9 protein-coding genes are annotated in these 12,291 nt (G+C 73.5%); 3 read left to right on the top strand and 6 right to left on the bottom strand.

What is annotated here, in order from left to right:
- Positions 1-208: 208 nt before the first annotated feature.
- Positions 209-1,402 (bottom strand): glycine C-acetyltransferase, encoded by a 1,194-nt coding sequence (locus ACIP37_RS06075; protein WP_400802855.1) that lies wholly within the window; start codon positions 1,400-1,402, stop codon positions 209-211.
- 32 nt (positions 1,403-1,434) lie between these two features.
- Positions 1,435-2,463 (bottom strand): L-threonine 3-dehydrogenase, encoded by a 1,029-nt coding sequence (tdh, locus tag ACIP37_RS06070; protein ID WP_363586714.1) that lies wholly within the window; start codon positions 2,461-2,463, stop codon positions 1,435-1,437.
- A 467-nt stretch (positions 2,464-2,930) separates the two neighbouring features.
- Here tdh and ACIP37_RS06065 point away from each other — a divergent pair, with 467 nt between their 5' ends.
- Complete coding sequence (locus ACIP37_RS06065; RefSeq protein WP_363586713.1) at positions 2,931-4,364, top strand: serine hydrolase domain-containing protein; 1,434 nt, start codon at positions 2,931-2,933, stop codon at positions 4,362-4,364.
- A gap of 80 nt (positions 4,365-4,444) precedes the next feature.
- Here ACIP37_RS06065 and ACIP37_RS06060 read toward each other — a convergent pair whose 3' ends face one another.
- Positions 4,445-5,506: an ATP-dependent DNA ligase gene (locus ACIP37_RS06060; RefSeq protein ID WP_400802860.1), complete on the bottom strand. Its 1,062-nt coding sequence runs from the start codon at positions 5,504-5,506 to the stop codon at positions 4,445-4,447.
- 128 nt (positions 5,507-5,634) lie between these two features.
- On the opposite strand from ACIP37_RS06060, the gene ligD reads away from it, so the two are divergent.
- Positions 5,635-6,642: a non-homologous end-joining DNA ligase gene (gene ligD, locus ACIP37_RS06055; protein WP_400802862.1), complete on the top strand. Its 1,008-nt coding sequence runs from the start codon at positions 5,635-5,637 to the stop codon at positions 6,640-6,642.
- A gap of 26 nt (positions 6,643-6,668) precedes the next feature.
- Here the strand turns inward: ligD and ACIP37_RS06050 are convergent, their stop codons facing one another.
- Together ACIP37_RS06050 and ACIP37_RS06045 are read right to left on the bottom strand one after the other, a co-directional pair.
- A complete protein-coding gene (locus tag ACIP37_RS06050; protein WP_363586710.1) occupies positions 6,669-7,190 on the bottom strand; it encodes a hypothetical protein in 522 nt (173 codons plus the stop codon).
- Between the two features lie 83 nt (positions 7,191-7,273).
- Positions 7,274-8,473, bottom strand: coding sequence for an 8-amino-7-oxononanoate synthase (locus tag ACIP37_RS06045; RefSeq protein WP_363586709.1), 1,200 nt, complete (start codon positions 8,471-8,473; stop codon positions 7,274-7,276).
- Positions 8,474-8,644: 171 nt separating this feature from the next.
- Between ACIP37_RS06045 and ACIP37_RS06040 the strand changes: the two genes are divergently transcribed.
- Positions 8,645-11,137, top strand: coding sequence for a DEAD/DEAH box helicase (locus ACIP37_RS06040; RefSeq protein ID WP_400803799.1), 2,493 nt, complete (start codon positions 8,645-8,647; stop codon positions 11,135-11,137).
- 61 nt (positions 11,138-11,198) lie between these two features.
- Here ACIP37_RS06040 and ACIP37_RS06035 read toward each other — a convergent pair whose 3' ends face one another.
- On the bottom strand, positions 11,199-12,050 hold the full coding sequence (locus ACIP37_RS06035) for a hypothetical protein (RefSeq protein WP_400802866.1): 852 nt from the start codon (positions 12,048-12,050) through the stop codon (positions 11,199-11,201).
- Positions 12,051-12,291 lie beyond the last annotated feature (241 nt).

Here is a 12,291-nt window from a genome sequence, read left to right as displayed (position 1 = left end):
GCCGCCGGGGCGGGGGGGCCGGGCCGCCCCCGGCGCCCCCCGGGCCGGGGGGGGGGGGGGGGGGGGGGGGGGGGGGGGCGCGCGCGCGCCGCCCGCCCCCCCCCCCCCCCCCCCCCCCCACGACGATGGTGAGCCCGCGGGCCGGTCCGGTTCCGAGCGGACCGGCCCGCGGGCAGCTCATGGGGCCGCCGCCTCACCGACCGCCGGGCTACTCGCCCAGCGCGGCGCGCGCGTCGACGAAGGCGGCGACGGCGCGCTCGACGTCCTCGGTGGAGTGCGCGGCGGACAGCTGCACCCGGATCCGGGCCTGGCCGTGCGGGACCACCGGGAACGAGAAGCCGATCACGTACACGCCGCGCTCCAGCAGCAGTTCGGCGAGCCGGCCGGCCTTGGCCGCGTCGCCGATCATCACCGGGGCGATCGGGTGGTCGCCCGGCAGGATCTCGAAGCCGGCCTCGGTCATCCTGCTGCGGAACAGCGCCGTGTTGGCCGCCAGCCGCTCGCGCAGCTCGTTGGACTGCTCGACCAGGTCGAGCACCTTCAGCGAGGCCGCCGCGATCACCGGGGCGAGCGAGTTGGAGAACAGGTACGGGCGGGAGCGCTGGCGCAGCAGGGCGACGATCTCCCGGCGGGCGGCGACGTAGCCGCCGGAGGCGCCGCCGAGCGCCTTGCCGAGGGTGCCGGTGATGATGTCCACGCGGTCCATCACGCCGTGCAGTTCGGGGGTGCCGCGGCCGCCGGGGCCGACGAAGCCGACGGCGTGCGAGTCGTCGACCATGACCATGGCGCCGTAGCGGTCGGCCAGGTCGCAGATCTCGCGCAGCGGGGCGACGTAGCCGTCCATCGAGAACACGCCGTCGGTGACGATCAGGCGGCGGCGGGCGTCCTGGGTCTCCTTGAGCTGCTGCTCCAGGTCGGCCAGGTCGCGGTTGGCGTAGCGGTGGCGGCGGGCCTTGCTGAGCCGGATGCCGTCGATGATGCTCGCGTGGTTGAGCGCGTCGGAGATGACGGCGTCGCGGTCGTCGAGCAGGGTCTCGAAGACGCCGCCGTTGGCGTCGAAGCAGGAGGAGTACAGGATGGTGTCCTCCTGGCCCAGGAAGGCCGAGAGGCGGTCCTCCAGTGCCTTGTGGACGTCCTGGGTGCCGCAGATGAAGCGCACCGAGGCCATGCCGTAGCCCCAGCGGTCCAGCGCGTCCTTGGCGGCGGCGAGCACCTCGGGGTGGTCGGCCAGGCCGAGGTAGTTGTTGGCGCAGAAGTTCAGCACCTCACCGGGGCGGCCGCCGCCGGTGACGGTGACCGCGGCGCTCTGCGGGGTGCCGATGACCCGCTCGGGCTTGAAGAGCCCGGCCTCGCGGATCTCGTCGAGGGTGGTGGCGATGTCGGCGCGCACGTTGTCGAACACTGCGGGCTCCTAACGAGGACGAACGGGGGGGCTCAGGCGGTCCAGTCGAGGATGATCTTGCCGCAGCGGCCTCCGGCGGCCTCGTCGAAGGCGGCCGCGAAGTCGTCGGCGGCGTACCGGCCGGTGATCACCGGGGCGAGGTCCAGCCCGCCCTCCAGCAGCACGGACATCGCGTACCAGGTCTCGAACATCTCGCGGCCGTAGATGCCCTTGATGGTGATCATCGAGGTGACGACCGAGGCCCAGTCGACCGGGAACTGCTCGGCGGGCAGGCCGAGCACGGCGATCTTCCCGCCGTGGGTCATGTTGGCGATCATCGACTGCATCGCCTCGGGGCGGCCGGACATCTCCAGGCCGACGTCGAAGCCCTCGCGCAGGCCGAGCTTCTGCTGGCCCTCCTCGATGGTGTGCTCGGCGACGTTCAGCGCCAGCGTGACGCCGACCTTCCGGGCCAGGTCGAGGCGGTACGGGGAGACGTCGGTGATCATCACGTTGCGGGCGCCGGCGTGCTTGGCGACGGCGGCGGCCATGATGCCGATCGGGCCCGCGCCGGTGATCAGCACGTCCTCGCCGACCAGCGGGAAGGAGAGCGCGGTGTGGACGGCGTTGCCGAACGGGTCGAAGATCGCGGCCACGTCCAGGTCGACCGGCACCCGGTGCACCCAGACGTTGGAGGCGGGCAGGGCCACGTACTCGGCGAAGGCGCCGTCCCGGCCGACGCCGAGGCCGACCGTGTTGCGGCACAGGTGGCGGCGGCCGGCCTGGCAGTTGCGGCACTTGCCGCAGACCAGGTGGCCCTCGCCGCTGACCAGGTCGCCGACCGCGATGTCCGCGACGCCGGCACCGATCTCGGCGACCTCGCCGACGAACTCGTGGCCGAGCACCAGCGGGGTCGTGATGGTCTGCTGCGCCCAGCCGTCCCAGTTGCGGATGTGCAGGTCGGTGCCGCAGATGCCGGTCCGCAGCACCTTGATCAGCACCTCGCCGGGGCCGATCTCCGGCTTCGGGACGTCCACCAGCCAGAGCCCGGGCTCGGCCTTCTGCTTGACGAGTGCCTTCACGGGCGTCGGCTCCTGACGTGCGAGTGGGGCGGCCTTCGCGGGTGGGCAGGCCGAGTGGCCCCGGTGTGGCCGTTCCTGGCGGACGCGATCCGGGCAGGCAGAAATCTGCCTGGTGAGGGTGGGTTCGGTCCATCGAGGAATTCTTAAGGGCGGCCACAGCTGGGCTAAACGATCGTGCCCGAGCCGGGGCCGGGGGCGGGTGCGGCGTGCCGGTGCTCACCTGTTCGGCCGAGCGCGAGCCCGCTTTCGCGACACCAACCCCCCAGTGGGCAGTGGTCCTTGACAGCACGGGAGGCGATATGCGCCAGCCGGCTGGGGCAGTCGGCTGACCGCCGGTCCGTTCGGGTCAGCCCTGCGGCGGTCGACGAGCGGGGCCGCACCGGCGGTGCTTACGGTGGCGGCGCTCCCCCGTCGGCCTCGTGGAGCAGCGCTCCGGGGCCGTCCGCCGCAGAGAGGCGCCTCGACCTATGACCACGCTCCGACGGCCACATCCGGCCGCGTCCCGTTCCACCCGCCGAGCGGCCTGCGCCGCCCTGGCGCTGACCGGCCTGCTCGCGACCGCGGCCTGCTCCGGCGGGTCACCGCCGAAGCAGGCCGGCGGCGCGGCCCTCACCGCCGAGCCCGCCGCGCTCAGCCCGTCCGCGTCGGGCTCCAGCGCCGGTTCGGGCGCCGCGAGCGGCTCGGCGAGCGGCTCGGCCGGCGCGGTGGTGCCGCTGACCCCCGACGTCGCCAACCAGCTGGACGCCGCGATCAAGCAGGTGCTGAACCAGACCTCCACCCCCGGCGTGATCGTCGGGATCACCACCCCCGACGGCAGCTACCAGCGGGCCTTCGGCCAGGCCGACAAGTCCGCCGGCACCCCGATGTCGCCCGACCTGAACATGCGGATCGGCAGCGAGACCAAGACCTTCACGGCGACCGGCGTGCTGCGGCTGGTCGACCAGGGCAAGGTGGGCCTGGACGACCCGGTCTCCAAGTACGTGGACGGCGTGCCCGGCGGCGACAAGATCACCATCCGCCAGCTCGCCGGGATGCGCAGCGGCCTGTTCCCGTACACCTCCGACCCGGACTTCGTGAACGCGCTGATCAGCGACCCGAACCGGGTGTTCACGCCCGACGAGCTGCTCGCCTACGGGTACAAGCACCCGGCGAACTTCCCGCCGGGCAGCAAGTTCCAGTACAGCAACAGCAACTACATCCTGCTCGGCAAGGTCATCGAGAAGGCCGGCGGGGAGCCCGTGGACCAGTTCCTCAAGGACCAGGTGTTCAGCCAGGCCGGACTGAACGGGACGGTCTTCCCGACCGACGCGACCTTCCCCGACCCGCACGCCCGCGGCTACACCGACCAGACGCCCAACGGCCAGACCACGGACGCCACCGACTGGAACCCGTCCTGGGCCTGGTCGGCCGGGGCGGTCATCTCCAACCTCACCGACCTGCAGAACTGGTCGAAGTCCCTGGCCACCGGCTCCCTGCTGAAGCAGGACACCCAGTCCCAGCGGTTGAAGACCCAGCCGACCGGGGACCCCGGCGTCGGCTACGGCCTCGGGCTGTTCAACAACAACGGGTGGATCGGGCACAACGGCTCGCTGCCCGGTTACGAGACCGTGGCGGTGTACCTGCCGCAGTCCCAGGCCACCCTGGTGGTGCTGCTCAACACCGATGTGCCGTACCGGGGTTCGGAGCCGTCCTCGCTGCTCGCGAAGGCGATCACGCAGATCGTCTCGCCGAAGAACGTCTACTCGATCCCGCCGGTGAACAACACGGCCTCGCCGTCGGCCTCGTCCTCGGGGTCCGCGTCGCCGTCACCCTCGCTCTCGCCCTCGGGGTCGGCCTCGTCCCCGGCCTCGTCCGGCGCCCCGGGGTCCCCCTCCGGCGCGCCGTCCACGGTCAACGCCTGAGCTCCGGACCGACCGGGCGCCTGAGCGCCAGACCGCTTGAGGCCCGGCCCGGATCACCGGGCCGGGCCTCCGAGGTGTCGTCAACTGCCCAGCACGCGGGCCAGATCGTAGGAGACGGGCTCCTCCAGCTGCGCGTAGGTGCAGCTCTCCGGCGTGCGGTCCGGCCGCCAGCGGCGGAACTGCGCGGTGTGCCGGAAGCGGGTGCCCTCCATGTGGTCGTAGGCGACCTCGACCACCCGCTCGGGGCGCAGCGCGACCCAGGAGAGGTCCTTGCCGCCGGTCCACCGGCTGACCGCGCCCGGAAGCCGGCCCTCGGCGTGCGCCGCCTCGTCCGCCCAGCCGCCCCACGGGTGGCGGGAGAGGTCGGCCATCCGCAACGGGGCCAGTTCCTCGGCGAGTTCGCGGCGGCGGGCCATCGAGAACGCGGCGCAGACGCCGACGTGCTGGAGCCGGCCCTCGGCGTCGTTGATGCCCAGCAGCAGCGAGCCGACCACCGGGCCGCTCTTGTGCTCGCGGTAGCCGGCCACCACGCAGTCGGCGGTGCGCTCGTGCTTGATCTTGAACATGGTCCGCTCGCCCGGCCGGTACGGCTGGTCCAGCGGCTTGGCCACCACGCCGTCCAGCCCGGCGCCCTCGTACTCGGCGAACCAGGTCTGCGCCACGTCCCGGTCGGTGGAGGCGGGGGCGGTGAACACCGGGTCGCGGGCGGCGCCGAGCGCCGTCTCCAGGGCCGCGCGGCGCACCGACAGCGGCTCGTCCAGCAGCGCGACGTCACCGAGCGCGAGCAGGTCGAAGGCGATGAAGGAGGCGGGCGTCCGCTCCGCCAGCATCCGCACCCGGCTCGCCGCCGGGTGGATGCGCTCCAGCAGTTCCTCGAACCGCAGCCGGCCGTCCCGGGCGATCACCACCTCGCCGTCCAGCACGCAGCGCGGTGGCAGCTCACGCCGCAGCGCGGCGATCAGCTCGGGGAAGTACCTGGTCAGCGGTTTGCCGGTGCGGCTGCCGAGCTCCACCTCGTCGCCGTCGCGGAACACGATCGTCCGGAAGCCGTCCCACTTGGCCTCGTACTGCATCCCCGGCGGGATCTTCGCCACCGACTTGGCGAGCATCGGCGCCACCGGCGGCATCACGGGCAGGTCCATGGCTCCGATCCTCGCGCGCACGGCCGGAAGCCGCGCGGCGAAAGGGCCCACGGCGAAGAGGGCCCACCGCGGAAAGGGCCCACGGCGAAAAGACGCGCGCGGGACACGGCGCCCTTAGCGTGAGGGGCATGGGCTCAGCCGTGGAACTGGATGTCGCCGGGCGCAGCGTCCGGCTGTCGAATCCGGACAAGGTGTACTACCCCGAGCGCGGCTTCACCAAGCTGGACGTCGCGCAGTACTACCTGGCCGTCGCCGACGGGGTGCTGCGCGGACTGCGCGACCGGCCCACCACCCTGCAGCGCTTCCCGGACGGCGTGGACGGCGAGTTCTTCTACCAGAAACGCGCCCCCAAGGGCCTGCCGGACTGGCTGCCCACCGCCCGGATCAGTTTCCCCAGCGGCCGCTCCGCCGACGAGATCTGCCCCACCGAGCCGGCCGCCGTGCTGTGGGCCGCCAACCTGGGCTGCCTCACCTTCCACCCCTGGCCGGTCCGCCGCTCCGACACCGAGCACGTCGACGAGCTGCGCATCGACCTCGACCCGCAGCCCGGCACCGACTTCCACGACGCCGTCCGCGCCGCCCACGAACTGCGCGCCCTGCTGGAGGAGTACGGGCTGCGCGGCTGGCCCAAGTCCTCCGGCGGGCGCGGCCTGCACGTGTACGTCCCGCTGGTGCCCGAGTGGACCTTCACCGACGGCCGGCACGCCGTGATCGCCCTCGGCCGGGTCCTGGAGCAGCGGATGCCCGGGCAGGTCACCACCGCCTGGTGGAAGGAGGAACGCGGCAAGCGGATCTTCGTCGACTACAACCAGATGGCCCGCGACCGCACCATCGCCTCCGCCTACTCCCTGCGCGCCCGCCCGCGCGCCACCGCCTCGACCCCGCTGCGCTGGGAGGAGCTCGACGACGCCTCCCCCGAGGACTTCGACCTGCGCACCGTCCCCGCCCGCTTCGCCGAACTCGGCGACCTGAACGCCGAGATGGACGATCGGGCGTACCGCCTGGACGGCCTGCTGGAGCTGTACGACAAGCAGCTGCGCGACGAGGGCCTCGGAGAGCTCCCGTACCCGCCCGACCACCCCAAGGCGGCCGGCGAGCCGACCAGGGTGCAGCCCAGCCGGGCCCGCAAGACGTAGGCCCTGTCCGGCCGATCTCGCCGGGCTCACACCCCCGTCATGGCCAGCACGAACCAGAAGACGCCGCCCAGCACCATCAGGGTGAACAGCAGGACGCCCACGACCGCGCCGGAGAGCAGCAGCCCCCGGCCGACGCGCCGCGCGCGCAGGCCGACGCCGGTCAGCAGCACGCCCGCCACACCCGGTGCCAGGGCCAGCGCCAGCAGCATCACCGTCCGCGCCACCTCGGCGTCCGACACCAGGTGGCACTCGTCGCCCTCGCACACCGCCCAGACGCCCTCGCCGACCGGCGCGCCCGCCCGCATCCTGGCGTGCTCGTGCGCCGGGCCGCCGCCGTCCGGGCGGAACACGCCCCGGCAGTCCGAAGGAGGCGGGCCGTCCCCGTTCGCCGGGATCAGACACCGCTCCGCGCGGAACGTCCCGGGCGCCCCCACCAGCCCGGCCGCCTGCCCGAACTGCCGCACCGGCCCGCCCACCAGCCATCCTGCCAGCAGCACCAACAGCACCCCGGCCGCCACCGGCCCCCACCGCCGCACCGCCACCCCCATCGGCTCACCCCCGCTGGGGTGACGCCACCGACGGCCGGACGGTTGCACGGGCGGCCTGGCGGGCGGCCCTCCCGGCCCAGGTGTCAGCCGACCCGGGCGCCCTCCGGCGCCAGCTCGGCGATGATCCGGACCGCCTCCGCGAGCTGCGCGTCCGTCAGGTCCCCGCGCGCGGTGAGCCGCAGCCGGGACACCCCGTCCGGGACGGACGGCGGGCGGAAGCAGCCGACGGCGAGCCCGGCCCGCCGGCAGTCGGCGGCCCAGGCGACGGCGGCCTCCGCGCCCGGGGCGCGCACCGACACCACGGCCGCGTCCGGCTCGCAGGCCCGGAGCCCGGCGGCGGTCAGCCGGGCCGCGAGGCCGCGGGCCACCTCGCGGGTGCGGTCGGCGCGGTGCGGCTCGGCGCGCAGCAGGCGCAGGGCGGCGAGGGCGGCGGCGACGGCGGCCGGGGCGAGGCCGGTGTCGAAGATGAAGGTGCGGGCGGTCTCGGTGAGGTGGCGGATCACCCGGCGCGGCCCGAGCACGGCGCCGCCCTGCGAGCCGAGCGACTTGGAGAGCGTGACGGTGGCGACGGTGTCCGGCTGCCCGGCGAGCCCGGCCGCCGCGAGCGCCCCGGCGCCGCCGGGGCCGAGGACGCCCAGCCCGTGCGCGTCGTCGACCAGCAGCGCGGCGCCGTGCGCCCGGGCGGCGGCGGACAGCCCGGCCAGCGGGGCGGCGTCGCCGTCCACCGAGAACACCGAGTCGCTGACCACCAGCGCCCGCCGCTGCGTCCGGCGCTCCAGCGCCTCCCGGACGGCCTGCGGGTCGCTGTGCGGGGCCCGGTGGACGTCCGCGCGGGCGAGCCGGCAGCCGTCGATCAGCGAGGCGTGGTTGTAGGCGTCCGACACGATCAGCGTGTCCGGGTCGGTGAGCGCGGTCAGCGCGGCCAGGTTGGCGGTGTAGCCGGAGGAGAACACCAGCGCCGCCTCCACCCCGCAGAACGCGGCGAGCTCCTCCTCCAGTTCGGTGTGCAGCGCGGTCGTCCCGGTCACCAGCCGCGACCCGGTCGACCCCCCGCCCCAGCGCAGCGCCGCCTCGGCGGCCGCCTGCGTCACCGCCGGGTGCCTGGTCAGCCCCAGGTAGTCGTTCCCGGCCAGGTCGAGCACCGGGTCCTGCGCCGCGCGGCTGCGCAGCCGACGCGTCAGCCCGGCCTCGGCCCGCAGCTCGGCGGCCTCGTCGAGCCAGTCGAAGACGGCCGCCGGGGCGAGGTCGGTGGTGTGCGTTGCGGACGCGAGCGGTTGGACCATGCCCGGCACTCTGGCACGGCGCCGCCGCCGCGATCAATGGGCGGCCGCGCACAGCTTCGCGGCCGCCGGTGCAGCGATCCGGACAGTCCCGGGGCGGGTGCCGGCGGAGGGCGGGCTTTGCCCGGGGTGGCGGCGAGCAGGCAAGATAGCCGGGTGACCCTCCTTGATCTGATGCCGAAGCCCGCCACGCCCGATGCGCTGTACGAGACCTTCGCCGCGTGGGCGGAGGAGCGCGGGATCACGCTGTACCCGGCGCAGGAGGAGGCACTGATCGAGCTGGTGTCGGGGAACAACGTCATCCTGGCGACGCCGACCGGGTCGGGCAAGAGCCTGGTGGCGGCGGGCGCGCACTTCGCGGCGCTGGCGGAGGGGAAGCGGACGTTCTACACGGCGCCGATCAAGGCGCTGGTGTCGGAGAAGTTCTTCGACCTGGTCAAGATGTTCGGCACCGAGCAGGTCGGCATGATGACCGGCGACGCGAGCGTGAACCCGACCGCGCCGATCATCTGCTGCACGGCCGAGGTGCTGGCGCAGATCGCACTGCGCGACGGGCTCCGGGCGGACGTCGGCCAGGTGGTCATGGACGAGTTCCACTTCTACGCGGAGCCGGACCGCGGCTGGGCCTGGCAGATCCCGCTGCTGGAGCTGCCGCAGGCGCAGTTCCTGCTGATGTCGGCGACGCTCGGCGACGTGCGCCGCTTCGAGGAGGACCTGACCCGCCGGACGGGCCGCCCGACGACGGTGGTGCGCAACACGACCCGCCCGGTGCCGCTGTTCTACGAGTACCGCCGCACCACGATGCACGACACCCTGGAGGAGCTGCTGCAGACCGGCCAGGCGCCGGTCTACGTGGTGCACTTCACGCAGAAGGAGGCGGTGGACCGGGCGCAGTCGCTGATGAGCATCAACATGTGCTCGAAGGCGGAGAAGGACGCCATCGCCGACCTGATCGGCGGCTTCCGCTTCACCACCAAGTTCGGCCGCAACCTGTCCCGTTTCGTGCGCCACGGCATCGGCGTGCACCACGCGGGCATGCTGCCGAAGTACCGCCGGCTGGTCGAACGCCTGGCCCAGGCGGGCCTGTTGAAGGTGATCTGCGGGACGGACACGCTGGGCGTCGGGGTGAACGTGCCGATCCGTACGGTGCTGTTCACGGCGCTGTCCAAGTACGACGGCAACCGGGTGCGGATCCTGCGCGCCCGGGAGTTCCACCAGATCGCCGGCCGGGCCGGCCGGGCCGGGTTCGACACCGTCGGACAGGTGGTGGCGCAGGCGCCCGAGCACGTGATCGAGAACGACAAGGCGATCGCCAAGGCCGGGGACGACCCGAAGAAGAAGCGCAAGGTGGTGCGCAAGAAGGCGCCGGAGGGCTTCGTCGGCTGGACCGAGGAGACCTTCGACAAGCTGATCGGCGCCGACCCGGAGCCGCTGGTCTCCCGGTTCAAGGTGAGCCACGCGATGCTGCTGTCGGTGATCGGCCGCCCCGGCAACGCCTTCGAGGCGATGCGCAAGCTCCTCACCGACAACCACGAGGACCGCACCGCGCAGCGCCGGCACATCCGCACCGCGATCGCGATCTACCGCTCCCTGCTGCAGGGCGGCGTGGTCGAGCGGCTGCCGGAGCCGGACGCCGAGGGCCGGATCGTGCGCCTCACCCTCGACCTCCAGGAGAACTTCGCGCTCAACCAGCCGCTCTCCACCTTCGCCCTGGCCTCCTTCGAGCTCCTCGACCCGACCTCGCCCTCGTACGCGCTGGACGTGATCTCGGTGGTCGAGGCGACCCTCGACGACCCGCGCCAGATCCTCGCCGCGCAGCAGAACAAGGCGCGCGGCGAGGCCGTCGGCGAGATGAAGCGCGACGGGATCGAGTACGAGGAGCGGATGGAGCGGCTCCAGGAGATCACCTACCCGAAGCCGCTGGAGGAACTGCTCACCCACGCGTACGAGGTGTACCGCCGGGCGCACCCGTGGATCGGCGACCACGAGCTGAGGCCGAAGTCGGTGGTCCGCGACCTGTACGAGCGGGCGATGACCTTCTCGGACTACGTCGGCTTCTACGAGCTGGCGCGCACCGAGGGCATCGTGCTGCGCTACCTGGCGAGCGCGTACAAGGCGCTGGAGCAGACCGTCCCCGAGGACGTGAAGACCGACGACCTGAAGGACGTCATCGCCTGGCTCGGCGAGCTGGTCCGCCAGGTCGACTCCAGCCTGCTGGACGAGTGGGAGCAGCTGGCCAACCCGACGGACCCGCAGGCCCCCGAGGTGACGCTGGACGACAAGCCGGCACCGGTGACGGCGAACGCGCGGGCGTTCCGGGTGCTGGTGCGCAACGAGTTGTTCCGCCGGGTCGAGCTGTGCGCGCTGGAGCACTACGAGGAGCTCGCCGAGCTGGACGGCTCGTACGGCTGGGACGCGGACCGCTGGGCGGACGCCATGGACGGGTACTGGGAGGAGTACGACGACCTCGGCACCGGCCCGAACGCGCGCGGCCCCAAGATGCTGATCATCGAGGAGGAGGACTCCGCCTGGAAGGTCCGGCAGATCTTCGACGACCCGGAGGGCGACCACGACTGGGGCATCAGCGCCGAGGTCGACCTGTACGGCTCGGACGAGGAGGGCCGGGCGGTGCTGCGGGTCACCGCGGTGGACCGGCTGGGCGGCTGACGGACCGTCAACCCCGGCTTCGAAGTCGCCGGCTCCCGGAGCGGGGGGGGCCGGCGAGGCGTCACATCCAGACGAACGGCGCGCCCGCCGCGTAGGAGAGCGCGCGGGTCGCCTCCTCCAGGGTCTGCTCGGCGCTGGGCGCCGGGCCCGACGATGTCGCGGCCGGGGTGGACGGGGCGCCGGGGCCGGGCGTGCGGGCCTCGCTGAGCCGGGAGCCGGTCACCGTCACGTAGTGCCCGACCGCCTCGACCCGCGGCTCGGCCGACTTGGGCGCGCCGGACGACGGCGCGGGGGCGGTGTTGGCGTCCGGAAGGATGAAGGCGAGTGCGCCGGGCTTGCCGCGCAGGGTGTCGGCGGCCCGGGTGGCGGCGGCCTGGTCGCCGAAGCGCAGGACGGTGACGCTGCTGAGCACCGGGCGGTCGACGCCGGAGAAGCTGACGATCAGGTAGGCATGGCAGCCGCTGTCCCGGAACAGCTCCTGGGTGCGGTCCTGCAGGACCTCGGCGCAGTTCTCGCCCTGCCGGATGGCGCCACGCCGGGCCTTGTACCCGGCGGCCTCGACCGGCCGCTGGGCGGGGAAGAGGCTGTCGGCATTGAGGCCCTCGGAGTCGGTGTGCGGCGGCGGGGTGCCGACCACCGGGGGCGTCCTGGCCGCATCCTTGGTGGACGGGCCGAGCCCGGGTATGTAGTCGCCGGGCATCGGGCGGGTAATGATCCATCCGCCGGCGGCCACCACTCCCACCACGACGACCCAGCCCACCGCCCGGCGGGCCGTCAACCGCCTGCCCCTGCCGCCGCCCCGACCACCGATCAGGTCCGTGCCCGCGCCGGCGGGGGCCCCGCCGGTCCGCCGCACTGCCTGGCCGTTCTGGCCCTCTCCCGGAGTCGGGGTGCGCTCCCCCTGCGTGGTCATGGCGCAGATTCTAAGCAACCGTCGGGTGGCGTGGATCACTGGGTGGGCGGTTGCCGGTCACCGCCGCGCGCGGGTGTCCGCGACCGTCCGGCGCGCGTACCGACGACCGCCCCGCGCCGGCCTCCCCGGCCCCTCGCCACGACTACCTCCTACCGGTCGGTAACCTCCGATTCGCCCCGGCGTCAAGCTCGTGACCAGCGGCGACACCGTGAGCTTCGACACTGTGGCAAGTGGCACATCC

It is taken from the genome of Kitasatospora sp. NPDC088861, from assembly GCF_044750105.1.
Lineage (GTDB): Bacteria > Actinomycetota > Actinomycetes > Streptomycetales > Streptomycetaceae > Kitasatospora.
Note: the sequence above shows the minus strand (reverse complement) of the source record. Positions and strands in the feature narration are given on the sequence as shown.

Excerpts from the sequence above, each read along its gene's own strand:
- ACIP37_RS06065 (WP_363586713.1), top strand. The coding sequence starts at position 2,931 with ATGACCACGCTCCGACGGCCACATCCGGCCGCGTCCCGTTCCACCCGC.
- ACIP37_RS06060 (WP_400802860.1), bottom strand. The coding sequence starts at position 5,506 with ATGGACCTGCCCGTGATGCCGCCGGTGGCGCCGATGCTCGCCAAGTCG.
- ligD (WP_400802862.1), top strand. The coding sequence starts at position 5,635 with ATGGGCTCAGCCGTGGAACTGGATGTCGCCGGGCGCAGCGTCCGGCTG.
- ACIP37_RS06050 (WP_363586710.1), bottom strand. The coding sequence starts at position 7,190 with ATGGGGGTGGCGGTGCGGCGGTGGGGGCCGGTGGCGGCCGGGGTGCTG.
- ACIP37_RS06045 (WP_363586709.1), bottom strand. The coding sequence starts at position 8,473 with ATGGTCCAACCGCTCGCGTCCGCAACGCACACCACCGACCTCGCCCCG.
- ACIP37_RS06040 (WP_400803799.1), top strand. The coding sequence starts at position 8,645 with ATGCCGAAGCCCGCCACGCCCGATGCGCTGTACGAGACCTTCGCCGCG.
- ACIP37_RS06035 (WP_400802866.1), bottom strand. The coding sequence starts at position 12,050 with ATGACCACGCAGGGGGAGCGCACCCCGACTCCGGGAGAGGGCCAGAAC.